The sequence below is a fragment of the Pristimantibacillus sp. Z349TD_6 genome (assembly GCF_056173205.1).
On sequence record NZ_CM149662.1, the window covers coordinates 7032102 to 7057587 of the forward strand.

Sequence of the window (25486 nt, forward strand, 5' to 3'; positions counted from 1 at the left end):
AGATACAAAATAAATAAGAGAAAGGAGGATCTCTAGCTTTGCTAGAATGCTAGTTTTCCAAGTAGCCTAAGGTTCAATCAAGAAAAGGAGTGCTGCACAATAAAGCAAAAAAAGGGTTCAAAACTGAAAAGAGGTTAAAGCATGCATGACTTAATGATCATTATGACCATTTCCGCGTTCCTTCTAACAATCAGCTTCATCTTCTGGCGACCGCAGGTCAATGAAGCGATACCCGCAACAATCGGAGCTGCAGTCGTTCTTCTTAGCGGAAGCGTCTCGCTTTCCGATCTCGGTCAAATAACCGAAACGATAAGCGGGGCTGCGGTCACCATTATTGCTACTATCGTTATGGCCATTGTTTTAGAAAGCTTCGGTTTTTTCTACTGGGCAGCCGAGCTGCTCACCAAAAAAGCCCGCGGCTCCGGCATTCGTTTGTTTTGGCTAACAAACCTATTTTGTTTTCTCATGACACTTTTTGTAAACAATGATGGAAGCATCTTAATTACAACGCCCATATTGCTGCTCTTGCTGCAAAATATGGGACTAAAAAAACATCAAAAAATACCTTATCTATTATCTGGCGCCTTAATCGCAACGGCATCTAGTGCCCCTATCGGCGTAAGCAATATCGTCAATTTAATTGCGTTAAAAATCGTTCATATGGATCTCTACATGCATACCGCCATGATGTTCGTACCTGCTTCGCTTGGACTTGTCCTCTTGTCGCTCCTGCTGTTTGCCGTCTTCTATCGCACACTTCCAAAAACACTCCCTCCCGCTTCCAGGTGGAATCTTATGCCCGGCAGCCATCCGTTAAAGGAAACCTTGCCTAAAGAGAACCGCAACCGCTTCATGCGCAATATTCTTATTTTTGTATTTTGTGTTCGTATCAGCCTCTTTGTCGCATCCTACATCCACTTCCCCGTCGCTGCAATGGCTGTTATCGGGTCTGCTCTTCTGCTAGGCTGGCGTTGGTACCACTTGAAAATTTCACCGGCGGACATGCTCAAAAAAACTCCTTGGTATATACTCATATTCGCTTTCAGCATGTATGTAATCATTTATGGCCTTAACAACATTGGTTTAACGGATTGGCTTATTCATCTTATGCAGCCTCTCATCTCAGGAAGCCTGCTTCACGCCAGCGTTCTCATGGGCGGACTTTTAAGCGTACTCTCCAATTTATTCAACAACCATCCCGCACTTATGGTCGGTACGATTACACTAATGAATATGGGCCTCGATCCTCTGACGTTAAAAATTGCTTATCTCGCTAGTGTCATCGGCAGTGACATCGGTTCGCTTCTATTGCCAATTGGTACACTGGCAACGCTTATGTGGATGCATATCGTACGTAAAGGCGGGGTTCCAATTAGCTGGGTTCAGTATTTGAAGGTAACTTCAATCGTCATTCCGATTACCGTTGTATTCACGTTGATTCTATTATCGTATTGGGTATACTGGGTGTTCTAATTTGCAAAAAAAAGAGACCTTCCGCTAGGAAGGTCTCTACTATATATAATAGGATAAACATAACTGTATTTTATACTCGAAATAATCCATAACCGTCCAAAGGCACGACAGGCGACCTATCTATCTTGAGTCCCTGTGATTGTCCATGGAAAGCAACATCAACCAGCCACTGTGTAAAGCCGGCAACATCCATTGATTCCAGCTCCTGCAAGGTGAAGAAACCGGCAGCGTCAACCTCCACAAAATCCGGGGCAGGCTCTCCGCTCACATATTCCATCTCAAATGCGACGTACAGATTATGTATATTTCTCGGCTGATCACGCAGTGCTACGACGTTTTTAACGATTGCTTGCACGCCGCACTCCTCCATAACCTCTCGCTCAATCGTGTCTTGAATGGCTTCCAACTGCTCGATATAGCCGCCAGGATTCGTCCATTTTCCTTTTCCAGGCTCTTGCGCTCGGCGAACGAGCAAAATTTTCTCATCCTTAACGACCAGTGCTCCGACACCAATGCTATAATTTCCCCAATGAACGAAGCTGCAGCTCGTACAAGCCCGCCTCATCGTACCGTCAACGTCACGGGTTTCGAGCTCATGACCGCATGACATACAAAATTTCGCTTCCATTTGCTTCACCTCTGCATCAAGCTTTTTATCTCATTTGATTATACGAATTATTTCAGCTTATGCATAGGTTGTACCCATTAAGTACGAACCTTTCATTTGATAAGGAACAGGACGTACAGGTATAATGCCAATATGAGCTACAGCATAGGAGGACAAAGATCATGCGTTTTGTAAGCAATAATGGCATCACCGACCCAACGCTTAATTTGGCATTAGAGGAATATATATTGCGTTCATTGCCTGACAACGATGACTACTTGCTTTTCTACATAAATGAGCCATCCATCATCATTGGCAAAAACCAAAATACCGTCGAGGAAGTTAATGCAGATTACGTCGAGAGCAGCGGGCTTCACGTCGTCCGCAGACTCTCTGGAGGGGGAGCCGTCTACCACGATCTCGGTAACTTGAATTTCAGCTTTATTATGAAGGATGACGGTAAGTCCTTCCACAATTTCAAGAAGTTCACCGAGCCCGTTGTACGCGCGCTTCAAGAACTGGGTGTAGACGCCGAAATGACTGGCCGAAATGATCTACAGGTTGGCGAGCGAAAAATATCCGGCAATGCGCAATTTTCGACGAAGGGCAAAATGTTCAGCCATGGAACGCTGCTGTTTAATTCTGAAATCGAAAATGTTGTATCTGCGCTGAAGGCAAATGCTGAGAAATATGTATCAAAATCAACGAAGTCGATCCGCAGCCGCGTGGCGAATATTACAGAGTTTTTGAAGGAGCCTATGACGATAGAGCAGTTTAGGCAAAGACTGCTTCAGTCCATCTTTGAGCAATCTGCTGAAATCCCGTTCTACGAGTTATCTGAACAGGACTGGCAAAATGTGCACAAGCTGGCGGAAGAGCGCTACCGCAGCTGGGAATGGAACTATGGCCGTTCTCCATCCTTTAATGTACAGCAGAAGAAACGAATCGAAGGAGTCGGCACCTTTGATGTTCGTCTACAGGTTGAAGAAGGATTGATTGTAAACGCCGCTATTTACGGGGACTTTTTTGGCCGTGGCGACAGCAATGAAGTTGCTCAGAAACTGATCGGCATTCGTTATGAAGCTTCCGCTCTAAAGCAGCTTACAGCTGATATTGATCTGCCCTTCTATTTCGGTCCGGTAACGAAGGAACAATGGCTTGAGTTAATTTTGTAAGCAGCATGCAAACAGCCCCTTGCCATATGCGAGGGGCTGTTTACGTAATCATTGAAGGAGAGATTATGTTCACCCTTCATCCCCGCTCTCTTTATCCATTGAAACGTCGATATAACCGATTTACTGCTGCTGACATCTTCTCATTTTCCTTCCCCTTGCGCTCCAGGTTTTCCTGATCTGCCCTCTCAAGCGAAAGCAGGATTAATCCATAACCAACGGCTGAAAGCGATGCTGAAAGCTTGGCCAGTTCTTCAGACTTAATCTCTTTTTTATCTGCCATCCACTTTTCTCCTTTTATATTGAAATTTTTGGGGAAACTTTTATGTGATAAGCTGAATCATCATGGTCAAAGGTTTAAAGCAGCTCTTCCTTTTCCTCTTTTGCTTTTATGACGGCAAACAATCCAAATAAATCGCCAATGACTAATATAACTGCAGCCCATATAGCAAGGTCATCAGACGATAATTCAGTTATCTCCGGTTTTGTTGTCGTTTTTGGCATTCGGATTAAGCTCCTTGATTTCATGTGATGATAACAGCCTATGCCAAGGAGCTGATTTGGGTTTGGGCGTATGCCGCTGTGTCCAGAAATAAAAAGGACGACAGCAAGAAACCCCAAGCGGTTCGCTCGGGGCTTTCAACCAGTTATACCATTCTGAACTTAGAGACATGGCTTTGCAAATCACCTGCTGCAGCATGAAGCGTTGTTGCAGATGCTGTTATTTCCTCCATGTATGCTAGCTGTTCTTCGGTTGCTGCAGATACGCTTTGCGTCAATGCTGATGATTCATTAGCCTGCTTCGCGCTGGCTGAAGTGGAAGCAGCAACGTTTTGCGAGCCTGTAGATATTTGTATGGATGACGCAGCAATCTCTTGAATTTGGCTCGCTACCTCACTCACTGAACTGCGGATAAGCTGGAATTGGCTGCTTGTCTCAATCAATGAACGCTTTCCCTTTTTCACTTCATTTTTCCCTTTATCCATCATAGAAACAGCCTGCATTGTATTGTTGCGTACAGTGCCGAGCAGCTTAGACGCTTTTTTTGACGCTTCTTCCGATTGTTTCGCTAAGTTTCTAACCTCTTCCGCTACTACAGCAAACCCTAAGCCATGTTCCCCTGCCCTTGCTGCTTCAATGGTTGCATTTAATGCAAGCAGCCGAGTCTGACCCGAAATGGATGCAATTAATGCTACGATGTTCTCGATGTGCTGCACGCTTTCCTTCACATTTTCCATCGAATTCGCAGTTTCATCGACGATTTGATCAATGCTGCTCATGTCTTGGGTGGCAAGCTCCATGTAGGAATGTCCGCCATCTACGATAAGAATGGCTTGCTCTGACGTTTCCGAAATCACCGTTACCGCGGATGTTATGCTTCTAATTGCTTCGACAATGTCCTCCATCGCTGTTGAAATTGCTTCTGAGCCTTGCAGCTGCTCCTCTGCTGATGCAGCAACCAGCTGCGTCGATTCAACGATGTAATACGTAGCTGCTGAGGTTTGTTTGGCTCCTTCACGCATCTCCTCCGAGCTTGCTGCCAGCTGCTTCGCAGCCTGATTGACCTGCTCTATCATCTCCTGCAAACCGCTTCTCATACTATCAAACGAGTCTGCTAATGAACCGATTTCATCTTTATTTCGAATGTGAAGAGGCGTGCTGCGCAAATCACCGCTGGCTACGGCCACAGCTAATCCAGACAAACGTCTAATGGGAATGGAAATATTTCTAGAAAGCAGCGTACCCAGCAGCAGCGTCACCGCAATAAGGAGAATACTTCCGATAAGCATAGAAATATTTGACTGATTAACTTCCCTATCGTTTGCCAGTACCTTTTCCGCCATAACGTTCTCTTGTTTTTGAGCGAGTTTAATCGCATTGGTGCGAATTAGCTTCGCCAAAGGGAAAACGCGTGTATTGGCATAAGAAGTGGCCTTTAACTGCTCCACATCGTTAAACGCTGCTATCCGTTCCATGTATTGATTGTTCCAGCCCAGAAGGGCGTCAAGCGCTTTAATATCTTCCTCATTTTGTATCAAAGCTTGTGCTGCCTTTGCTTGACCAACAATATCCGCACTTACCGCATCCATTTCTTTTAAAATGTCTTTATTTTTATTCAATAAGTAATCGCTAAAGCTGCTATTGAGCTGAACGGCATTTCTTTGAATAGACTCCATATTCATAAGGACGGCTACATTATTGTTAATGAGCTCATTATAGGATCTATTAAGGGTATTGAGATTATAAAAAATAAAGCATAATAGAAGCATAATAAAAACAATTGCAGCAAAAAAACTACCGTAAATCTTATTGGCTATCGTTAATTTACGTTTGCTCCCAATATTCAATTTCATCTATGCCGTCCTCCTTACGTTTTCTGTGAGGCAATATGTACTTCATGAAAAAGCTTTAAATAAAAGGGCTGCCGCTGGCAGCCCTTTATCTATTGCTATAATTTAATTTTTCTTAAGGAGCTTGCTAATGATAACGGCTGCTTGCGCTCTGTTAGCTATGCCTTTTGGAGCATAGGAGCCGTCCGTCATGCCGTTGATCACGCCTTGTTCTGTCAGAAGGGCAATCGCTTCTTTCGCATACGATGCCATTTTAGCTTGGTCGCTAAATTTACTTAAGGCACCCTCTACGTCACTTGCTGCTGCATCCTTATTGATGAGCTTCAAGGCGTTGGCAGCCATAATAGCCATTTCCTCACGTGTAATTGGTCGGTTAGGATCGAATTTGCCCTCTCCTACACCTTGAGCCAGTCCTGCTTTCACCGCTGCAGCTACTGAAGCGTAGAACCAATCCGACGTGTTTACATCACTGAATTCTACCGTGGCAGAAGCATCTGCTAGTTGATAAGCGCGAACAAGCATGGTCAAAAACTCAGCTCGCGTTACTTGTTTAAGCGGTGCAAATGATGTGCTGCTAATACCTGTAATAATGCCTTTTCCAGCCAACTCCTTAATTGCGTCTCCAGCCCAAGCCTCGACAGCTCCTAAATCTTTAAACTCAGGAACGGCAACTGGCGTTGGTGTAGGAGTCGGTGTTGGCGTTGGTGTTATAACTGGATCCGGTCCGCCGGTGCCTGGGTCCGGTGTTACAACAGGTCCCGTCTCCTCAGCAAATGCCGCTGTAAATATTGCATTGGCCACCACTCTGAACTGCTTTTGCGGGTGTGCTCTGTTCAGCAAATCATTCGCGAATAACGTGACATTAATTTTTCCTTTTTTGTAGGTGAAGCCAATCGTTTTACCTTTTACTTTATCATTTCCAGGCCACCAGCCTGCTTTAAAGAAGTCAGCATCCGTACTTGCCGTTGCCAACACCTTTGCATTTGCTGGAGTAGAAGTGATCCATGAACCCGATGCGGTGTAGAAGTATTCTTTTGTATCATACGCAGCCGTAATCAAATGCGTCTGATCCAGCTCTGTTTTGAACAAGCCTTCATGAGAGCTTCCTGTCGTTGCGAAATCGAATCCTGGCAGCAGCGTCGAACCCTTCATCGTGTTCATTGCCGATCTTCCGAATCCAATATAAGGCTTGCCCTCACCGATCAGGTTCGTGCTTGCTTGTCCGCTTGTGTTAATCAGTACATCGCTTGCCGCCATATCCGTTGTCACAGGGAAGCCCAAATCTTTTAGAACAAAAGCAGGGACTCCTGTTGCGGATACCGTCGTTAATTTCAACAGCGGCCCTTCCTTGCTGTTCTTATTGTCAAAGGCTATCACATCTAACAAATATTTTTTGGAAATAGACTGGAGATCCGCTTTGGAAACAAGGAAATCTCCTAATTCATAACCTGCAGCACCTTTACTCAGCATCGTTACTGCTTTCTTAGCTGCAAGCAATTCATTTACTGCTTTAATAGCCGCATTGCTTGTATTTCTAATGACATACTGTTCTGCGTCGCCTGGAATGGTCGTCTCTGGGATTACGACTCCAGTAACGCTCGTCGTTTTACCGGAGAAGGCTCCATCCTGACGTACCACATAACGATCAAAACCTCTCATATCAGCAAAACTTTGAACGATTTCGGCATACATTTCAGAGAAATCCGATACATCAAAGCCATCATACAATACGAGGTTAGCGTAACCCCTCTTCGCTTGCTTCATGTTGACAACGTAAGAGCCAATTGGATAAACGACCTCGCCAATCGTCACAGGTGTCGTGGTTTGTTCAACTTTGACGCCATTGCTCAGCAAGTACTGAACCATTTCATACGTTGCTAGGCGGTTTTTTTGCAATTCGCTTGCTACAGGAAGAACATAATAGTCTGGGAAGAAATTAGTTTCTGCACCGCGCGGTCTGCCAATCTCTTGGTCAGCAGCATTCGTCAAATATTTATCAACGGTACGGCTGTCTGTATTCTCGACTCCGCGTTTATAAACTTCAAGCTGGTTCAAAAACAATTTTTCTTTGTTTTCTACTACATACTTGGTTGCTGCAACGCTCGCATAGAAGAGAGCAGAAGTGGAATCCTCGTTAAGCTCTGGAATTTCCAGCGTATGGCCTAAAGCACCATGGTGCATCGCATAAACAGCTGTATATGCAGGAGATGCATCATCCCAGCCTGATTTATTTGGGCCATCGTTTTTTTGATGAGATTCATACGGAATTTCATAGCTTGTATATTTGGTATTAGCAATACCTGCTTTACCCATCGCATTCGCTTGCTCGAGCATGCTTCCAATCAATAGATCGTACTCGAAGTTCGGATCATGCGGCGGCGTACACGGCTCGATCAGGAAGCTGCCTACGAAACCGTGCATATCCAAGAAGGAAAGCGGCGACCATTTGGCAATTTCTTTCGTTACGATTTTTGTTTCGGGCTGCGTTTGATAGGAATTATCGCGGTTCAAGTCAAACGAGTTGGCATTTGCCCGCGTATTCAGGGAGCGTCCATCTGGATTTTCCGTGAAATTCATTAAGAAAATAGCATTTTCAAGCGCATCATTTACGTTTAACGTAACAGGCAGCGGATTAGCAGCATCCTCGTTCGTATTAAACGTGATGTTATCCTTCATCCCCATTTCCCGGAAGAAGTTAAGAATAACGTCAACGCCAGGCGCTTCATCCGGATGGATGTTGTTAAGCCATACTGGAACTTTATAGTCTGTGAACGTGCCATTTTTGATTTTATCCTGCAAGCCCTTCGGATCATTCATCATAGCAGGCATCGTTTCATTTAAGTATTTGTCTACAGACGCTTTGTCCTTTGCCAAAATCGTAAAATATATGTTTCTGCCCTGCACGGATTGGCCAAGAACCTGCGTTTCGACATAGCGATTATTTTTCGCATTAATTTCTGCTGTAATCGCGTCAATCTCTGGTTTAATTTCATCATACGAATGATAGCTGTCATACACATTAAGCTTAATTGGTGCTGTCGCGATGGTGCGGCCATTCTGATCTAGAACAGCAAAATCACGAGTACCAAGCATTGCCGGGTATCTGGAACGGTGAGAACCTGACAAGTTGGTTGTGTTGTAAATAAGGTCAAACGTAACTTGCGCTTTAACCGTCGTTCCATCCAGCACTGGCGTCCCTTCCAAATAGATGAATGGGTCTCCCGAATACGAGTTCGTGCCCCACTTTTTCCATTCGGTCAGAGGTTTCTCGCCATAGCTCCATTTCAGATCTGCAAGCGTTACGCCTGCCGGCAATTCGAAAGAAACGTCAATCGTTCTTTTTTCTGTTATGGATGCTTTATCTTTGCTTAGTTGAAGCTTCTCAGGTGCAAGCTCTTCTACTTCTAGAAGAATGCCTGTCAGCAATTTTGTAAATGTGGTTAAATGCTCTTGGATTCTTCCCGGGTAAGCAGATTCGATGTAATTAAGAGTATCTTTTGCTGTGTGCCATATCTCTCCATCCAGTGTAGTTTGCGTATAACCATCCTTGTCGCCAAGGGTCCAGTTCGTCGCTTCCAAGTAGGCATAAGGAATGCCTGCTTTCGAGAATGGCGCATGATCACTCCAGTCACCTGTTGTGCCAGCTGGGTACTGAGGATTTTCGCCTGGATTGGTAATGACGGAAAGATCAAGGCGATCAGCAATGCTAAGGCCTAGGTCACGAACGAAACCTTTTGAGCCTTTGCTGCCATAAATGTACATATTGTCACCGACAGCCACACTGTCGAGGTTAATCATCGCAACTGTGTTTTTCTTATCTTCTGCAGTCATTTGAGACACATAATATTGAGAACCTCTAAGTCCTTGCTCTTCCGCGCCAAACGCAATGAATTTAATCGTATACGGCGTAGCTAGCTTGGACACTGCTTTCGCTGATTCCAGCATAACCGCTACACCTGATGCATTATCATCAGCACCTTTGCCTGCATTGACGGAGTCATAATGCGCGCCTACGATTATAACCTTTGGCGAGGTTCCTACTTTAGTCGCTACGATGTTATTTGAATTAACCGTTGTCCCACTGCGAGTATAGCTGAACGGCTGAACCGCAGTATTAAAGCCTAATTTTTCAAATTCAGCCTTTACATAATTTCCGGCTTCAACCTCTTTCGCTGTACCCGCAACACGAGCACCGATTGTGGTCGCCATATAATTAAGATAATCATAAGCACTTTTGCCAACCGAATCTTCCGGCTCAGCAAATGCAGAGACGATCAGCGGCTCCGTATCCGAAGTTTCTTCCAGCCCCGTTGTTTCTGGAGCGACTGCAGTCTCCTCAGCAGGAACCGAACCTGTATCGGCACCTTCCCGCGCATATGCAGCACCAGGAGCAATGATAGAGAAAATGAGCATTAAGGAAAGCATGAGTGCGAGAAGCTTTTGAGAGATAATCTTCTTAGACATGTTCTTCCTCCTTTTTTGTCTAGCAATTAATCCAATAAACAGAGTGCAGCCAAATGACAGATTAACAATGCTATACTCATCACTCCCATTCCGCTTTTGCGTTAATCAATTTTGACTTAATCTAGGATGCGCCTTATGTATATGTGGGTAAAGCGTCAAAATTTGTATACAATATACTTCTTTACGTGAGATAGTGTAACATCAACATTCCATATAGACAATGATATTTTCAGAAATTCGATCAAAATTCAATAAAAATCAATCTTTTATGTTATTTTATATAACATTAAACCTTAAGAATACCGACCATTATTCATTCATAGTTTAATAGACGTAAGCTTAGCTTGCGTGAACAATAGCATATAATCATGTCCGCCAGCCTTTGAATCTGTACCCGACATATTAAATCCCCCAAAGGGATGAACCCCTACTAACGCTCCCGTACATTTACGATTAATATACAGATTGCCGCAATGCATTTCCTGCAGCGCTGCTTGAATACGATCCTCTTCCGCTGAGAAAAAAGCCCCTGTCAGACCAAACTCCGTATCATTGTAAATATGAATAGCCTCCTGCCAATCCTTCGCCTTAGCTATGGCTAGTACAGGCCCGAATATCTCTTCTTGCATTAACGAATCTTTTGGAGCAACATCAGCGAATACCGTTGGCTCTATGAAATAGCCGCCCTCTATTCCTTTTCCTCCGCCTACTATTAATCTACCTTCACTCTTGCCTCTCTCAATAGCATTCAAAATCTTGTCAAAAGAAGCTTTATCAATAACAGGCCCGATTGCCGCATTCTCTTCCGGTGAACCCATAACAAGCTTGCTCGTTCTTTCTTTCACTTTTTCAATTAGCTCATCATACACATCTGCTACAACAATGGCTCTTGAGCCTGCCGAGCATTTCTGTCCTTGAAACCCAAATGCAGATGCTACAATAGCATCAGCAGCAGCATCGATATTGGCCGTTTCATCTACGACAATACCGTCTTTCCCGCCCATTTCCGCTACAACTCGCTTCATCCAGATTTGTCCCGGCGCTTGTTCAGCTGCCAGCCTATTAATACGCAGCCCTATTTCCTTCGAGCCTGTGAAGCTAATGAATCTGGTCTTTGGATGGCTAGTCAAGTAGTCGCCGATTTCTGCACCGCTTCCCGGCAAATACTGAATAACATCAGCAGGCATCCCCGCCTCCACCATCAGCTCATAGAACTTGTAAGCAATAATCGGAGTTGTAGATGCAGGTTTCATAATAATCGTGTTGCCTGCAACAATAGAGGCACTAGCCATTCCAGCGCATATTGCCAGCGGGAAATTCCAAGGCGGAATAACAATCCCAACGCCCAGCGGAATATAAGTCAGCCGATTGTCTTCACCCGCTAGCTTAACCAGCGGTTTTAGCTCATTGGTTTCCGCTAATTTCAACATTTCACGTGCATAATAATCCATAAAATCAATCGCTTCTGCCGTATCCGCATCGGCTTCTGCCCAGTTTTTACCCGACTCAATTACGAGCCACGCCGAAAAATAGTGCTTCCGCTCCCGCATGAGCGCTGCGGCTTTCATCAAGCAGCTCGCCCGTGTCCATACCGATGTATGTTTCCACGTTTCAAAAGCAGCAAGCGCTGATTTCATCGCCTGTTCAGCTAATTCTCGGCTCGCTTTTGCCACTTCGCCTACTACTTCATCCGACTTTGCCGGGTTGCGTGATACGATATAATCAGAGGTATGAACAGCGTGACCTCCAATATGCAGCGGATATTGCTTGCCTAATTCCGTTCTCACATGAGCAATTGCTTCCAGAAAGGCAGCACGGTTCTCAGCATTGCCAAAATCAGTCATCGGTTCAGTAACAAATGGCGTTACATTCCATTCTCTCATTGTCATTCCCCTCTACTTCCACATATTTTTCAGTACAAACCAAACGTTATCAGGTCGTTCTGCCAGTCTTCTCATGAAATAACCAAACCAATCTTCACCGTAAGGAACATAGATTCTTTCTCTATAACCATCGCGAACGAGTTCATCCTGCAGCTCCTCGCAAATGCCATAAAGCATTTGGAACTCGAATTGCTCCACTGGAATTCCCTGCTCTTTGATGAACCTTTTTGCGGTCTCAATGATGGCACGATCATGGGTCGCTATCCCTGTGTAGCTGCCGCTCTGCAAATGCATCTTTATTAATCTCTCAAATGATTGATCGACATCCGTTTTCTGCGGATAGGCAACCTCTTCAGCTTCTTTATAGGCGCCCTTCACCAGTCTTAGGTTGGAACGATTAAGTCCTAGCTCATGAACATCCTGCTCCGAACGAAACAAATAAGCTTGAATAACGATACCTACATGGTCATATGACTCTCGCAGCCTCTTATATAGATCAAGAGCAGGCTGACAGTGAGAGTAATCTTCCATATCGATTCGAACAAAAATGTTCATTTTTGCAGCGGCATCCAATATCGTTCTCATATGCTCCTCGCACAGCTTGCTGTCCAGATCCAGTCCTAAGCTTGTAAGCTTTAAGGATAAGTTCGCATTTGCATTAGAAGCAGCAATTGCCTTAAGCGTGCGCAAGCACATATTTGCCGAATGGGCTGCCTCTTCCTTGCCTCGAACAAATTCACCTAAATGATCTAAAGTTGCCATTTTTCCTTGTTTATTAAGCTTCTTGACCGCTTCAATGGCGCTGCTTATTTCAACCCCAGCTACAAATCGGCTAGCTCCCAGCTTGAGCCCATATTTACGCGCCAAGTTCCCAATCCGACTGCTTTTTCCGAGAGTCAGAAAAAAGCTCCTCATCATTTTTTCCATAGCGAACCCTCGTCCCCTAACCGCCTAGATTCTATATGATTCGTTTGCCAAGCAGAGAGGTCGCCATCTCAACCGCAAGACGAGAAGTACGCATGCCTACATCCAGCAGAGGATTTACTTCCACAATATCCATAGAGGTTACGCGGCCTGTTTCAGCTAGCAACTCCAGCGCTAAATGCGCTTCGCGATAGCTTATTCCGCCTGGAACCGGCGTTCCTACACCGATAGCTTCCGCCGGGTCCATACAATCCATATCAAAGCTTACATGCACACCATCCGTACCGCTGCTCACAATCTCTATCGCCTTCTCCATGACTGCCTTCATGCCCATTCGGTCAATGTCATGCATCGTGAAGCAAGCGATTCCTTCTGAGCGAATAAGCTCCTTCTCGTAATGATCCAAATCACGCGCTCCGATAATCACTACATTTTCTTTCTTAATGAGCGGTCCAGCTCCCGGTATATCGGAAAGCTTAAACTTCCCTAGACCCATCGCTACCGCAAGCGGCATACCGTGCATATTCCCGGAAGGAGTGGTCTCCTCTGTATTCAAGTCGCCATGCGCATCAAACCAGATAATGCCCAAATTATTGTAATGACCAGTCAAACCAGCTAACGAGCCAATTGCAACACTGTGGTCTCCCCCTAATACGAGAGGAAAAGAGTCCGCAAGCACTGCGCGATAGACCTGTTCACCTACTAGCCCGCTCATCTCTTTCACTTCAGGAAAATATTTCATCTTGGGCTGCTTCGGATCAAGCACGCCATGCCTCGGGCAGCTGACCTCGTAGTTGCCAACTAAATCAAATCCCATGCTTCTGATTTGACGTGCAAGCCCTGATTGAATAATGCTTTCCGGTCCAAGCTCCGATCCTGCGCGGCTTCCGCCCATCCAGAACGGAACGCTTATGAGTCTCACTTTTTTGCTCGCCATAAAATCCGTCCTCCCCGTCTTGTTAAGATTCGCTTCCCCAATGCTTCCCATAGTGAACATCCCCTTCCTTAAGCTGTCTCCGTCCGCAAATTCATCCCTTATTCGGATTGAAGCACAAGCGCAATCCTTTCTATCGCCCAATCGATCTCTTCTTTCGTAATAATGAGCGGCGGCGCGAACCTTATGGTCGTGTCATGTGTTTCTTTGCACAAAAGCCCTTCCGCCATCAGACGTTCACAGTATGGCCTCGCTGCTGTATCAAGCTCCAAACCGATAAACAAGCCCTTACCGCGAATTTCCACAATATGCGGTGAACTAATTTCAGCTAATTGTTCTCGAAAATATTTCCCCAGTTCATCCGAACGCTCTGCCAGCTTTTCCTCCTCAATGACATCAATCGCTGCTGAAGAGACCGCACAAGCCAGCGGGTTGCCGCCAAACGTAGATCCATGCGAACCAGGCTCAAAAACATTTAAAATCGTATCGTTTGCGGCGATTGCCGAAATGGGCATTACCCCGCCGCCCAGTGCTTTGCCCATAATATAAACATCTGGTGTTACATTTTCCCAATCGCACGCAAAGCGTCTGCCTGTACGTCCAAAACCGGTTTGAATTTCATCGGCCACGAACAGCACATCATTTTGTTTGCACAAAGCGTAGGCTCCTGACAAATATCCTTCCGGCGGAATAATGATGCCCGCCTCCCCTTGAATCGGCTCAACGAGAAAGGCAGCTGTATTTGGCGTAATCGCCTGTTCAAGAGCAGCCAAATCGCCATAAGGAACTAGCTTGAAACCTGGCGTAAATGGCCCAAAATCCTTTTTGTATTCCTCCGTTGATGAGAAGGAAGTGACCGTTATCGTCCGACCATGAAAATTGCCTATACAAACGATAATTTCCGCTTGGTCGTGCTCCACGCCTTTCTCGCGATATGCCCAGCGACGAACCGCCTTAATGGCGGTTTCCACCGCTTCTGCTCCCGTGTTCATTGCCAAAATTTTAATTTTACCCGTGTAATTAACGAGCTTTTCATAAAACTCGCCCAGCTTATCATTGTGAAAAGCACGTGAAGTGAGCGTTACTTTATCCGCTTGATCCTTAAGCGCTTGAATTATCTTTGGATGCCTATGACCATGATTAAGAGCGCTGTACGCACTAAGCATATCCATATACCGATTGCCTTCAGGGTCGTTCACCCAGACACCTTCAGCCTCCGAAATGACGATAGGCAGCGGATGGTAATTGTGTGCGCCGTATCGATCCGACTGCTCCATGACAACCGCTGTAGATTTGGTAGATGTCATATCGATGAAATCACTCCCTGTAAATTTGTATACAATATTCAATTACTGTTATAAAAAAACCTGGATTGATTATTAACCACCAGGAATTTACAAACTAAACGACCTTGCTGCTATAAAACCTTTGCCAAAAAATCTTTTGTTCTCGGATGCTGAGGATTTTGGAATACCTTCAGCGGCACTCCCTCTTCAACAATGCAGCCGCCATCCATAAACAGCAGCCTATCGCCAACCTCGCGGGCAAAACCCATTTCATGCGTTACAATAACCATCGTCATTCCGTTTTGAGCAAGCTTCCGCATGACTTCAAGCACCTCGCCAACCATCTCAGGATCGAGTGCTGACGTTGGTTCATCAAACAGCATCACGCTAGGCTGCATAGCTAGCGCTCTCGCTATCGCAACACGCTGCTTTTGTCCGCCTGAGAGACGATCTGGATAGGCATCTTTCTTGTCTTCGAGCCCCACTAAGCGCAGCAGCTCCACAGCTTCTACATTTGCCTGCTCTTTGCTCAGCTTCTTTAGTTTACGCGGAGCAAGGGTCAAATTTTCCAAGACGGTCATATGCGGAAATAAATTAAAATGCTGAAACACCATGCCCATTTCTTGACGAATCCGATTTAACTCCGACTGTTTATTTATAATTTCACGATCATTCAGCTGAATATGACCAGCCGACGGCTCCTCCAATCGATTCAAACAACGAAGAAAGGTGCTTTTCCCTGATCCGCTTGGTCCAATAACAACGACGACCTCGCCTTTGCGAATTACCGTGTCTATCCCCTTCAATATTTCGTTTTTTCCATAAGATTTACGCAGCCCTTTTACGACTATCATCAGCTTCTCAACTTCCTCTCTAGCACAGCAAGCAGCCTGGATAATGTAAATGTCATGATAAAATATAAAGCGCAGGCAATTAATAACGGCTCCATCGGCGAGTAGGTGATGCTCTGAACCGTCCGAGCATTGTACATCAGCTCCGCAATGCCTATGACGGATATAAGCGAGGAATCTTTTATAATAATGATGAATTCATTGCCGATTGCCGGCAGCATGTTGCGGAAAGCTTGCGGTAGCACAATGTACCGAAGCGCCATACCTCTACTCAGACCCAAGGATCGAGCCGCCTCCGTCTGCCCCCTGTCGATCGCTTCGATTCCCGCTCGAAATACCTCTGCCATATAGGCAGAACTATTAATTGTGAGCGCTACCACTCCGGAAATGAAAGGCGGAAGATTTATACCAAATCCAGTCAGTCCATAATGAATAATGAAGATTTGCACGAGCATTGGGGTGCCTCGTATGATCTCGATATAGGTAGAGGCCAAAAACTTAACCGGCCAGAAGCGCGAGATTCGCATTAATGCAAAGAGTACCCCGAGCACTGTGCCGAGCGCCACGCCGAAGAAAGACAACTCCAGCGTGACCAAGGCTCCTCTCAAAAAAAACGGCCAATATTCTGTCAGGAAACCGAAGTTTAAATCCATATCCAACTACTCCGTCCGCTCTTTATTCGCCAACCAGCTCATTGGCCTCAACGACATAACGATCAATTTCGCCACTTTCCTTCAAACGAGCAATCGTTCCATCAATTTTATTAAGCAAATCTTGGTTGCCCTTCTTAACAGCTATGGATACGCCAGCTTCTTCTACGGGCTGCTCAATCTTCACTTCAGACACTGCAATATCCGTTTGGGCCACTGCGTATTGATCCGCAACCGGTTTTTCTAAAATAATGGCATCTACACGACCGCTCTTCAGCTCCAAAATCAGTTCAGGAATTTTAGCTAAAGCCGTTAGCTTCGCATCGGCGATTTCCTGTGCAATGCCTTCTTGAATCGAACCTTTTTGAATACCGATTTTTTTGCCTTTTAAATCATCCAATGACTTGAATTGCTCAGCTTGGTCCTTTTTCACCAAAACGCCTTGGCTAGTCAGGTAATAGATTTCAGAGAAATCAACGTTCTTTTTACGTTCTTCCGTAGGCGTCAGACCTGAAATAACCATATCTACTTTTCCTGTATCAAGTGCGAGCAGCAGACCATCAAAGTCCATATCTTGAATTTGGAGCTCAGCATTCATATCTTTTGCAATCTCTCTAGCAATTTCAATATCAAAACCTACGATCGTATCTTTACCGTCTATCATCTTATGGAACTCAAAGGGGGCATAATCTGCACTTGTACCCAGGGTAAGCGTTGTTTTCTCTACTGCTGGAGGATCTGTTGCCGCGTTATTGTTCGTTGCAGCTGGCGTATTTTCCTTATTGTTTTGACCACATGCCGAAAGGACGACCATAACCGAAATAAGCAGCAATGATAATTTCTTTTTCATTTCCATCTCTCCCAATTCATTATCTGATTTAGTCTAAAATCCCCCGAATTGAATACGGAGTTAAATCTGTATACAATATACATATATGATGGTAGTAATTATAACATCGGTTTCCACTATCTACAATGTTTTTTTATGAATCTATTAAAAATAGTTATTTCTATGTGAGTTATTATGACACCTTTCGACATATTCATACGCTTGTCTAATATCTGGATCAGATGATAAAATAGTGAAATCATCTACTGTACGAATGCATATTCAATTACCTAAGACATTTCTCTATCCCATATAAAAGTTAAACAGCAAACAACTTCACCTTATTAAAGTAAGTTAGAACAGGGGAACCTACATGCAATCACCTAAATACCAATCGTTAAAAGACCATGTTTACGAGTATATCGCTCAAAAAATCCAAGATGGCACATTACTGCCGAATCAAAAAGTTAATGAAGCTGAAATTTGCAAAAAACTAGATATAAGCCGTACGCCTACCAGAGAAGCATTATTTCAACTATCCTCCGACAATCTCCTAGATTATTTACCTAGACGCGGCTTCACGGTCAAAGCCTTCGATTCCAAGAAAAAACTCGATTTTTCCCGAATTATTGGAGTGTTGGATGCACTCGCTGCTACCTTGTGTATTGATTTGCTTCAGCAGCCTGACTTCACTGAAATGGAAAGGCTTGTCGACAAAATCGATCTTGATATTAGCAAGCTGTATTTTTCCGATTATCATATGGACCAATACAACTTCCATGATATTTATATAAAGAAATGCGACAACCCTGTATTAATTGAAACGTTGAATTCATTAAAAAACAGCTTTATTCGTCAATCCTATGCAAGTGAAGACAAACCAAAGCTCGCAAATGTGCTAAAGGAAGTAAATGCGGAGCATCGAAAAATTCTTAACTTGTTCAAAGCGAAGGATAAAGAAGCCTTGGAAGCTACGCTTAAGCATCACTGGCGCATTATTGATACTGAGATGCTCTAATGCCATACAAAAAAGGCTGCCAGCTTGAAGCTGGCAGCCTTCGTTTATGTACTTCCGAACCTATCACCTAGCGATTAATAGTTTATTAAACTCTAGCAATGGGAGCGGCTTATGATAGTAATAGCCCTGCGCTTTGTCGCAGCCAAGCTGCTTTAGCTGTTCATATTGATCCAATGTTTCTACGCCCTCCGCAACCACCTGCTTCTGCAGGTCATGCCCCATCGACACAATCGTCTTCACGATGGATAAGCCGCCTTGATAGGCATCCATATCAGTAATAAAGGAGCGGTCAATTTTGATAATAGCAATCGGCAGCTGCCTTAGCACACTTAATGAGGAATAACCTGTACCAAAATCATCAATGGCGATATGTATACCTAAAGCAACAAGCTCATCGAGCATCTTTCTAGCTACATTTAAATTATTAACGACCATGCTCTCCGTAATCTCCAAGCATAACCGATCAGGCTCAAGGCCGCTGCTGCGCAAAATCTCCTGAACCTTGTTTACGAAATCCGGCTGCATGAATTGTCTCGACGAAACGTTCACCGACAGCATAAAATCATTCCAGCCTTGCTCCTGCCACAGTTTACCCTGCTGACAAGCCTCCGCAATAACCCATTGCCCGATTTCATTAATTAATCCCGTTTGCTCCGCCAGCGTGATAAATTCTCCTGGGTGCACCATGCCAAGCTCTACCGATTGCCAGCGAATAAGCGCCTCCGCCCCTATCAGCTGTCCGCTTGCCAAATTAATCTGCGGCTGATAATGGAGAACAAATTCCTTGCGTTTCAGTGCTTTGCGAAGATGCTTCTCCAGCTTGACGTCCCGCTGTACTAGAGCAATCATCTCATTCGTATACAAACGATATTGATTGCCTCCGCTATGTTTCGCATTATACATGGCAATGTCTGCCCTCTTGATAAGCCCATCAGAGCTGTCATCATCAAATGGATGGACACTAATTCCAATGCTGCCGCCTAGGTAAAAATCTTGCCCTTGAAGCGTAATCGGCAGCTGAAAGGCTAAATGAATGTTTTCGGCAAGCGATACGATCTCATCATATTCTTCCGCTTCTTTAATTAAAATAATAAATTCATCTCCGCCCAGGCGGGCCAGCAAATGCCGATGGTCCACATTTTGGCGCAGGCGCTGAGCAACGTCAATTAAAGCCTGATCACCAAACTGATGTCCAAGCGTATCGTTTATCAGCTTAAAGCGATCCAAATCGATAAGCATGACTCCGAGCAGCGCTTTTGATGATTTCACAGCTTTCAACGAAGCTTCCAGCTCTCGATTAAAATGATAGCGGTTAGGCAGCTTAGTCAATGTATCGTGATGTGCCAAAAAATGTATGAGACGCGATTCTTCCTGCTGCTGCGTAATATCCCGAATGACCATTAACAAAAACCAGTCCTTACCCTCAGCCATCATTTCCGTATCAGCCAAAATCGCACGTTTCTGGCCTTTTCGATTCACTATGGTCAGCTCACGGTTTCTCCATGCATCCTTCGGAAAGGAAGCAGCAAAGGCTTCCTCCATGTCTTTGCGTTCGTTCATAACGATGAATTCAGATAAAGAGCGATTTTCCAGCTCCTCTTCCTTCTCAAATCCAAGTATACGAAGCGCACCAGGATTTACTTCTTTCATGATCATATTTTTGTCGATCATAATGATGGCGGTTGGGGAAAAATGATAAAGCAGCTCATATTTTTTGGATGTAGAAGGCAAGAAATCATTTTTCATATAGACACGAAGTGAAATACTCCATATTATCGTTGTCAAAAAAATGACTGAATCTGAAATATAAACATAAGGCGAGAAAGCAGTATATACAATTAAGACCCCGATCGTCGCCAGCTGGTAAAATAGATTGGCTTTAAACAGCACCATAAATCGTTTCCGATCAACGCTGTTATTCGCTTTATAATGGGCTATTAGACAAATAGCTACATTAAGCAATGAATACATGACCAAAAAACCATAAATAACAGTCATAGCTGGAGCAACTTCGATTTGCTTCCAAAAACCTTCTATCCGAACCCCTTCAAGCAAATATTCTCTTCCTCTTATGGCTAGAAGCAGAAAATACATTATAAATGGTATAAACGCTATGCCTATGGTGCTCCATCGAGAAAGCCGATGATAACTGTTTGTTGCCGTAAGATGAAGCAAAACGCTCATGCTTACCGCGGCTATAGAAGCCGGGTACACCATATAAGCAGAAATATTCAGTGCATACTCGGCAGATAACAGCTGCTCGAGGTATTGAAAAAAAATCATACTCGCCAGCAAACAAATGGTAAGGAAGGCAAGACGATTCTCAATATGCTTAGCGTTTCGTCTTATAATAACTAAAGCGGTGTCAATCATATACATGACGGGAAAGATAAAGAAGAGCAGAAGCATTATGGATTGATAGTCACTCATATGATGAAGCCACCTCGCTGAACATTATTCAAAAATACAATTCACATTTTTATCCAAGCAATAGTACCATTATAAAACTTAAATATCGGCAGGACAACGAGAAAAAGACGGTTAAACAGAGAGCTTCCCTGTCTAACCGTCTTTCGTTTCATAAGAGCGCCATGGCTCACCGCGCGGGCTGCTCTTTGTTATTTCTATTTTCTGCCCTTAGCCGCGCTTCCACCTTTAAATACGGTACTGCCTTTAGTCATGTTAGCGCTTTTAGCATTAGGCGTATTTTTATCGTCCGTTTTACCTTTTTCACCTTCAGCGCCTTTAGCACCTTGGTTTCTGCCAAATACCTTCTTCGCTAACTTCTTTTTTTCCCCTGCTTGCCAGCGATTCCAGCCTTTTTTGTCCGTTCCTCTGCCGGTTCCGCCTTTACCCTTTGTACTACTCATATTATCACTCCATCATGTCTTCTATGCCGAGTTAAACCTCATAAAATGCAGCTAAAGCATCTATCAGAATCTTGTTCCTCGTTATCATTACTTATCAGTATACCATTAATCCTGCACTTGGATTCTTATGATGGCTTTTAAATTTTAAATTTCGTTATGCTCTTCGTTTGTTATTCTTAATAAACATGAACCTTATCGCTCATGATTTTCCGAAGAATATTTTTATGTCGCTCAGCTCTAAGGACCAAAGCCTTTAGCGCAGCAAACGCTTCACCAGCTTGTTCGAGGTAATACTCGTCGCCAAAAAGCGTGTATAATCTCATATAATCATTATATTCATCCAGCCATTCATTGAAGTAAGAAGAGATCATTCCCATCACTCCCTTAATTCGATTATAGAGCAAGAACATTAAGATTTTATGAAAAAAATAGGAGGAAAAACATAAAATCATTCTAGCTGTTTATGTTCTTATCGTTTATAGTATATTTTAAAGTTTTCTGAATATTCCCAAAAATGTTTACACACCATTAACAAATGCTGCCCCAATCTATTTATCCTTCTCTATACTATTAAATAGGAAATAACAAAAAAGTTAAATAGAAACTTCAGTTATAATTGTTTCTTATTTTATGGCAGAATAAACAGCTGCTTATTGACCAGAGAATGGAATCCTTTGTATTATGAATTTGCTGACAAATAGAAAGCGCTCACAGCTATCCCGCTTCAAGACATGTTTTATCTTATGAAGACTAGTATTTGAACTCATTGGAGGTCTAAAAAATGACATTAATCGATCAAAACGCAATTGTTCTATTTCAAGGCGACAGCATCACGGATGCTGGCCGCAACCGAAATGACTGGGCAAATCTAGGATCGGGTTATGCAAATCTTGTAACGTCTTTGTTTACGAGCAAATATCCTGAGAAACAAGCTACGTTTCTGAACCGCGGGATATCGGGTGACCGTGTCATTGATTTGGAGCGGAGATGGGAAGTGGATTGTCTTGATTTGAAACCAAGCCTGTTGTCTGTTTATGTGGGCATTAATGATACTTGGCGCCGCTATGACAATAATGATCCACTTAGCACGGAGGAATACTATACCACTTACCGCCGCTTGCTGAGCAGAGCAAAAGAGCAGTTGAACGCTAAGCTTGTTCTAGTCGAGCCATTCGTGCTTCCAGTAAATGATAGCCAGAAGCAATGGCGTGAAGATCTTGATCCAAAAATTCAAGCTGTCCGCGAGCTCGCTGGAGAATTTAAAGCCATTTATGTTCCGCTTGATGGTTTGTTCGCACAGGCTGCAACGCAGACAGGCCCGGCTTATTGGGCTCCCGACGGTGTTCACCCGTCTCCTGCAGGTGCCGCACTCATTGCTGAAGCATGGCTTCAAGCGGTAAAAGCATAAGCGATTTAGAAGACTTCTGCTTAGTGGCAGCGATACTTATAAAGAAAGGAGTAGGCGCATACGCAGCCTACTCCTTTCTTTTACTAATTATTCATCAGCAGGATAACGAAGACCCCACTGCTTCCTGATCGTATCAAGCGTCTCCATGATTGCTAGCGTCTCATCCAGCGGAATGATTGAACTTTCGAGCCTTCCCTCACGGAGCGCATTCATCGCTTCCTCAGCTTCAAATGAATAACCCTCTGCTTCACGGTCGTCCTCGATCGACTCTGCAGCACCCTGTTTCGGGTGCAGATATGCTGATTTACCGAACAAGAAGTTTGGCACATGAATATGCCCCTTCGTTCCATAAATATAAGCATCATTAACCATTTCAAGCTGTACCGCTCCATTCAGCGATGCAGTACGTCCACCTTCATATTCAAATAACAATGAAAACTGCTCGTCTACTCCCGTCTCGCCAAGACGAGCACTGCTCATAATTTTGGATGGCGCCCCTCCGAAAATTAATGATGCGAAGGAAACGGGGTAAATACCAGCATCCAGCAGTGCCCCGCCGCCCAGCGCAGGATCAAGCAGACGGCTTTCCGGCGCCCAGCCGATATCAAAGCCAAAGTCAGCTTTAAGCATTCGCACTTCTCCGATTTTACCATCCGCAATCCATTCCATAACCTTAAGAATTGGCGGTAAAAACCGTGTCCACATCGCTTCCATAAGAAATACTCGTTTCTCTCTGGCTAATGTTATGATTTCTCTTGCTTCCGCAGCATTCATTGTGAATGGCTTCTCGCAAATGACAGCTTTGCCAGCACGCAATAAGGCGAGCACATTATCTTTATGGATGGGATGCAGCGTTCCTACATAAACAATATCGATCTCGGAATCTTGCGTCAGCTCTTCAATGCTGCCATAAGCGCGTGGAATATTATACTCTTTGGCAAAACGCTCTGCCTTCTCTAGGTTTCTACCACCAACTGCGACTAGCTCTGCGCCCTCTGCAAATGCTAAATCTTTAACAAACTTTGAGGAAATCCAGCCTGGACCCAAGATGCCCCATTTCATTGTTTGTACCGACATATCCTTATTCACTCCTCTGAATAAAAAATGTACATTTGTTGCTAGCTCCCTATTATCGGTCGCTTCCACCGCACCATTTCAAAGCCTGTTTTATCGTTGCTTGATACTCTTCCATCTGCAGCACGGATAAGAGATGCCCTGGTGTAAGCACGCAAACTCTTCCTTCGCCTTGCTCCCTTATCCAGCCTGCTGGCTGCGTGCCATGCTCTGACTCCGAAGTCATCAACACTTGAATGCGATCGTCGATAACCTCCATAAAATAATGCTCGTCATGTACTGTAAAGTCCTGTGCATGCGCCTTGTCCCATGGCGTTTCGTCCTTATGAACGATCGTAACGGAACAAGCGGCCGGATGATGCTGGAATACCCCGCCTACAAGCTCAAAGAAAACAGGCTCATCACGATAGCCCACCGTTCCTGCATGCAGCACCAGCAATCCTTTTCCTTGCTCAACATAGCTCTGGAATTGCAGCTGAATCTCCTCAGTGAGCCAAGGCGTTGTATCTGTTGCCGACACTTGGTTCGACTTGGCAAGCACAACCACATCCTGCTGATCCATCCACGCGCGCGACCATTCTGATGCATGCTGGGTATAATCGAGCTGAAAACCTTGCTTGCCGAGCGGCTCCAAGCCTTCCTTAATCAGCTTGCTCGGGTGCCAATAATCGTCGCAAATAATGCCGATTTTCATCTCTATCATCCTCTCGCTTCTATATTAGCATTACTCCTATAGAAATTGTTTTAAATTGTTAAAACTAATAGCCAAGCTCTCAAACGGATCACGTCTGCATACATCCTGCTCGACTACATACCACTCTACTCCAATCTCTCTGCATGCTTCAATAATCGCTTTGAAATTCAAGTTTCCTTCGCCAATTTCAGCGAACACTTGCTTATAGTCAACGATTTCCAAATCTTTGAGATGAACAACACCCATACGGCCTTTAACCTGATGAATCGCATCCACCGGGTTTACTCCGCCAACATGTACCCAATAGGTGTCGAGCTCGAATCCAACTGCAGCCGGGTCGCTTTCTTGCTGCAAAATATCCATTCCTGTTCTGCCTGCAAACTTCTGGTACTCAAACTGATGATTATGGTAAATAAACTGCAAGTCATGCTCCTTCAGCTTTCTTCCAATTTCTGTCGCTTGCTTCGCAAAGGTGGAATAGCCCTCCCCGCTAGTGCGGTACTCATCCGGAATAGAGCCTAACCCAACATACTTACAGTTCCACAGCTTATGCATTTGCACGGTATTGTCAAAGTCATTGACCATAGAATCAAGACTTACATGCGTTGCACAAATACGAAGCCCTTCGGCATCTGCTAATTGCTTCACTCTTTCTGGAGCAATAGGGCCTATTCCCGATACTTGAACCGCTTCATAACCGATTTCTCTTACCTTGCGCAGCGTCTGCTCCAAATCCGCTTCATTCTGGCAATAGTCACGCAACGTGTACAACTGTACTGCAATATTTGATAAGTTCATTTCTTCGCCGCCTTTATCATAGATTTGGGTTAGCTTACATGGTTATAGACTAATTGTAGCATTATTAATGAAAGCGCTACTTTACTGAGGTTAACCAAGCATACCCCGCCAATTGATTATAATTGACCAAAAGGACGCTTTTCTTTTAAAGGTGTTGAAAAAAGCGCAACAGGAGCTCCGCACTTTCGTGCTTGGAAACC

The 25486-nt window shown here is 44.4% G+C and carries 21 protein-coding genes and 1 pseudogene; 4 read left to right on the forward strand and 18 right to left on the reverse strand.

What is annotated here, in order from left to right; all coding sequences use genetic code 11:
• Positions 1-141: 141 nt before the first annotated feature.
• Positions 142-1473, forward strand: a complete 1332-nt coding sequence (locus tag AC0VYE_RS30510) for an ArsB/NhaD family transporter (protein WP_076270376.1) — start codon at positions 142-144, stop codon at positions 1471-1473.
• Positions 1474-1543: 70 nt separating this feature from the next.
• Here AC0VYE_RS30510 and AC0VYE_RS30515 read toward each other — a convergent pair whose 3' ends face one another.
• Positions 1544-2101, reverse strand: coding sequence for an NUDIX domain-containing protein (locus AC0VYE_RS30515; RefSeq protein ID WP_441912896.1), 558 nt, complete (start codon positions 2099-2101; stop codon positions 1544-1546).
• A 161-nt stretch (positions 2102-2262) separates the two neighbouring features.
• Between AC0VYE_RS30515 and AC0VYE_RS30520 the strand changes: the two genes are divergently transcribed.
• Entirely contained in the window at positions 2263-3255 is a 993-nt protein-coding gene (locus AC0VYE_RS30520; protein ID WP_076270374.1) for a lipoate--protein ligase, read from the forward strand.
• Positions 3256-3346: 91 nt separating this feature from the next.
• Here the strand turns inward: AC0VYE_RS30520 and AC0VYE_RS30525 are convergent, their stop codons facing one another.
• From AC0VYE_RS30525 to AC0VYE_RS30575, 11 genes are all read right to left on the reverse strand, one after another.
• Positions 3347-3535: a hypothetical protein gene (locus AC0VYE_RS30525; RefSeq protein ID WP_076270373.1), complete on the reverse strand. Its 189-nt coding sequence runs from the start codon at positions 3533-3535 to the stop codon at positions 3347-3349.
• Positions 3536-3609: 74 nt separating this feature from the next.
• Positions 3610-3756, reverse strand: a complete 147-nt coding sequence (locus AC0VYE_RS30530; protein ID WP_179089894.1) for a hypothetical protein — start codon at positions 3754-3756, stop codon at positions 3610-3612.
• 143 nt (positions 3757-3899) lie between these two features.
• Positions 3900-5606 carry a methyl-accepting chemotaxis protein gene (locus AC0VYE_RS30535; protein WP_475444526.1) on the reverse strand — a complete coding sequence of 569 codons (1707 nt, stop codon included), beginning with the start codon at positions 5604-5606 and terminating at the stop codon, positions 3900-3902.
• 102 nt (positions 5607-5708) lie between these two features.
• Positions 5709-10067, reverse strand: a complete 4359-nt coding sequence (locus tag AC0VYE_RS30540; protein ID WP_475444528.1) for a M20/M25/M40 family metallo-hydrolase — start codon at positions 10065-10067, stop codon at positions 5709-5711.
• Positions 10068-10384: 317 nt separating this feature from the next.
• Complete coding sequence (gene pruA / locus AC0VYE_RS30545; protein ID WP_372239026.1) at positions 10385-11950, reverse strand: L-glutamate gamma-semialdehyde dehydrogenase; 1566 nt, start codon at positions 11948-11950, stop codon at positions 10385-10387.
• Positions 11951-11962: 12 nt separating this feature from the next.
• Positions 11963-12877, reverse strand: coding sequence for a proline dehydrogenase family protein (locus tag AC0VYE_RS30550; RefSeq protein ID WP_076270369.1), 915 nt, complete (start codon positions 12875-12877; stop codon positions 11963-11965).
• Positions 12878-12908: 31 nt separating this feature from the next.
• Positions 12909-13811 carry an arginase gene (rocF, locus tag AC0VYE_RS30555; RefSeq protein WP_076270426.1) on the reverse strand — a complete coding sequence of 301 codons (903 nt, stop codon included), beginning with the start codon at positions 13809-13811 and terminating at the stop codon, positions 12909-12911.
• 98 nt (positions 13812-13909) lie between these two features.
• Entirely contained in the window at positions 13910-15115 is a 1206-nt protein-coding gene (locus tag AC0VYE_RS30560) for an ornithine--oxo-acid transaminase (RefSeq protein WP_475444531.1), read from the reverse strand.
• 110 nt (positions 15116-15225) lie between these two features.
• The gene (locus AC0VYE_RS30565) at positions 15226-15948 is read right to left on the reverse strand and encodes an amino acid ABC transporter ATP-binding protein (RefSeq protein ID WP_076270367.1); all 723 of its coding nucleotides are present in this window, start codon (positions 15946-15948) and stop codon (positions 15226-15228) included.
• Positions 15948-16598: an amino acid ABC transporter permease gene (locus tag AC0VYE_RS30570; RefSeq protein WP_475444534.1), complete on the reverse strand. Its 651-nt coding sequence runs from the start codon at positions 16596-16598 to the stop codon at positions 15948-15950. Before AC0VYE_RS30570 ends, AC0VYE_RS30565 begins: the two co-directional genes overlap by 1 nt.
• A 22-nt stretch (positions 16599-16620) precedes the next feature.
• Complete coding sequence (locus tag AC0VYE_RS30575) at positions 16621-17445, reverse strand: transporter substrate-binding domain-containing protein (RefSeq protein ID WP_339205203.1); 825 nt, start codon at positions 17443-17445, stop codon at positions 16621-16623.
• Between the two features lie 352 nt (positions 17446-17797).
• On the opposite strand from AC0VYE_RS30575, the gene AC0VYE_RS30580 reads away from it, so the two are divergent.
• Positions 17798-18442, forward strand: coding sequence for a GntR family transcriptional regulator (locus AC0VYE_RS30580; RefSeq protein ID WP_076270364.1), 645 nt, complete (start codon positions 17798-17800; stop codon positions 18440-18442).
• A gap of 63 nt (positions 18443-18505) precedes the next feature.
• Here AC0VYE_RS30580 and AC0VYE_RS30585 read toward each other — a convergent pair whose 3' ends face one another.
• The 3 genes and pseudogenes from AC0VYE_RS30585 to AC0VYE_RS30595 form a co-directional block, all read right to left on the reverse strand.
• Entirely contained in the window at positions 18506-20872 is a 2367-nt protein-coding gene (locus AC0VYE_RS30585) for a putative bifunctional diguanylate cyclase/phosphodiesterase (protein WP_475444537.1), read from the reverse strand.
• Between the two features lie 355 nt (positions 20873-21227).
• Positions 21228-21312: pseudogene (locus tag AC0VYE_RS30590) on the reverse strand (DUF3934 family protein); the annotation flags it as partial.
• 176 nt (positions 21313-21488) lie between these two features.
• On the reverse strand, positions 21489-21683 hold the full coding sequence (locus tag AC0VYE_RS30595; protein WP_475444539.1) for a hypothetical protein: 195 nt from the start codon (positions 21681-21683) through the stop codon (positions 21489-21491).
• Positions 21684-22093: 410 nt separating this feature from the next.
• Between AC0VYE_RS30595 and AC0VYE_RS30600 the strand changes: the two genes are divergently transcribed.
• Entirely contained in the window at positions 22094-22720 is a 627-nt protein-coding gene (locus tag AC0VYE_RS30600) for an SGNH/GDSL hydrolase family protein (RefSeq protein WP_441884424.1), read from the forward strand.
• An 87-nt stretch (positions 22721-22807) separates the two neighbouring features.
• On the opposite strand, the gene AC0VYE_RS30605 is transcribed toward AC0VYE_RS30600, so the two are convergent.
• From AC0VYE_RS30605 to AC0VYE_RS30615, 3 genes are read right to left on the reverse strand one after another with little or no spacing between them, the layout of a single operon-like run.
• A complete protein-coding gene (locus AC0VYE_RS30605) occupies positions 22808-23797 on the reverse strand; it encodes a Gfo/Idh/MocA family protein (protein ID WP_076270359.1) in 990 nt (329 codons plus the stop codon).
• A gap of 52 nt (positions 23798-23849) precedes the next feature.
• On the reverse strand, positions 23850-24488 hold the full coding sequence (locus tag AC0VYE_RS30610; RefSeq protein WP_475444542.1) for a ThuA domain-containing protein: 639 nt from the start codon (positions 24486-24488) through the stop codon (positions 23850-23852).
• 36 nt (positions 24489-24524) lie between these two features.
• A complete protein-coding gene (locus AC0VYE_RS30615; protein ID WP_475444544.1) occupies positions 24525-25286 on the reverse strand; it encodes a sugar phosphate isomerase/epimerase family protein in 762 nt (253 codons plus the stop codon).
• Between the last annotated feature and the right edge of the window lie 200 nt (positions 25287-25486).

What these genes read in the sequence shown, in the direction of transcription:
- AC0VYE_RS30510 (WP_076270376.1), top strand. Translation starts at nt 142, where the DNA reads ATGCATGACTTAATGATCATTATGACCATTTCCGCGTTCCTTCTAACA.
- AC0VYE_RS30515 (WP_441912896.1), bottom strand. Translation starts at nt 2,101, where the DNA reads ATGGAAGCGAAATTTTGTATGTCATGCGGTCATGAGCTCGAAACCCGT.
- AC0VYE_RS30520 (WP_076270374.1), top strand. Translation starts at nt 2,263, where the DNA reads ATGCGTTTTGTAAGCAATAATGGCATCACCGACCCAACGCTTAATTTG.
- AC0VYE_RS30525 (WP_076270373.1), bottom strand. Translation starts at nt 3,535, where the DNA reads ATGGCAGATAAAAAAGAGATTAAGTCTGAAGAACTGGCCAAGCTTTCA.
- AC0VYE_RS30530 (WP_179089894.1), bottom strand. Translation starts at nt 3,756, where the DNA reads ATGCCAAAAACGACAACAAAACCGGAGATAACTGAATTATCGTCTGAT.
- AC0VYE_RS30535 (WP_475444526.1), bottom strand. Translation starts at nt 5,606, where the DNA reads ATGAAATTGAATATTGGGAGCAAACGTAAATTAACGATAGCCAATAAG.
- AC0VYE_RS30540 (WP_475444528.1), bottom strand. Translation starts at nt 10,067, where the DNA reads ATGTCTAAGAAGATTATCTCTCAAAAGCTTCTCGCACTCATGCTTTCC.
- pruA (WP_372239026.1), bottom strand. Translation starts at nt 11,950, where the DNA reads ATGAGAGAATGGAATGTAACGCCATTTGTTACTGAACCGATGACTGAT.
- AC0VYE_RS30550 (WP_076270369.1), bottom strand. Translation starts at nt 12,877, where the DNA reads ATGGAAAAAATGATGAGGAGCTTTTTTCTGACTCTCGGAAAAAGCAGT.
- rocF (WP_076270426.1), bottom strand. Translation starts at nt 13,811, where the DNA reads ATGGCGAGCAAAAAAGTGAGACTCATAAGCGTTCCGTTCTGGATGGGC.
- AC0VYE_RS30560 (WP_475444531.1), bottom strand. Translation starts at nt 15,115, where the DNA reads ATGACATCTACCAAATCTACAGCGGTTGTCATGGAGCAGTCGGATCGA.
- AC0VYE_RS30565 (WP_076270367.1), bottom strand. Translation starts at nt 15,948, where the DNA reads ATGATAGTCGTAAAAGGGCTGCGTAAATCTTATGGAAAAAACGAAATA.
- AC0VYE_RS30570 (WP_475444534.1), bottom strand. Translation starts at nt 16,598, where the DNA reads ATGGATTTAAACTTCGGTTTCCTGACAGAATATTGGCCGTTTTTTTTG.
- AC0VYE_RS30575 (WP_339205203.1), bottom strand. Translation starts at nt 17,445, where the DNA reads ATGAAAAAGAAATTATCATTGCTGCTTATTTCGGTTATGGTCGTCCTT.
- AC0VYE_RS30580 (WP_076270364.1), top strand. Translation starts at nt 17,798, where the DNA reads ATGCAATCACCTAAATACCAATCGTTAAAAGACCATGTTTACGAGTAT.
- AC0VYE_RS30585 (WP_475444537.1), bottom strand. Translation starts at nt 20,872, where the DNA reads ATGAGTGACTATCAATCCATAATGCTTCTGCTCTTCTTTATCTTTCCC.
- AC0VYE_RS30595 (WP_475444539.1), bottom strand. Translation starts at nt 21,683, where the DNA reads ATGATCTCTTCTTACTTCAATGAATGGCTGGATGAATATAATGATTAT.
- AC0VYE_RS30600 (WP_441884424.1), top strand. Translation starts at nt 22,094, where the DNA reads ATGACATTAATCGATCAAAACGCAATTGTTCTATTTCAAGGCGACAGC.
- AC0VYE_RS30605 (WP_076270359.1), bottom strand. Translation starts at nt 23,797, where the DNA reads ATGTCGGTACAAACAATGAAATGGGGCATCTTGGGTCCAGGCTGGATT.
- AC0VYE_RS30610 (WP_475444542.1), bottom strand. Translation starts at nt 24,488, where the DNA reads ATGAAAATCGGCATTATTTGCGACGATTATTGGCACCCGAGCAAGCTG.
- AC0VYE_RS30615 (WP_475444544.1), bottom strand. Translation starts at nt 25,286, where the DNA reads ATGAACTTATCAAATATTGCAGTACAGTTGTACACGTTGCGTGACTAT.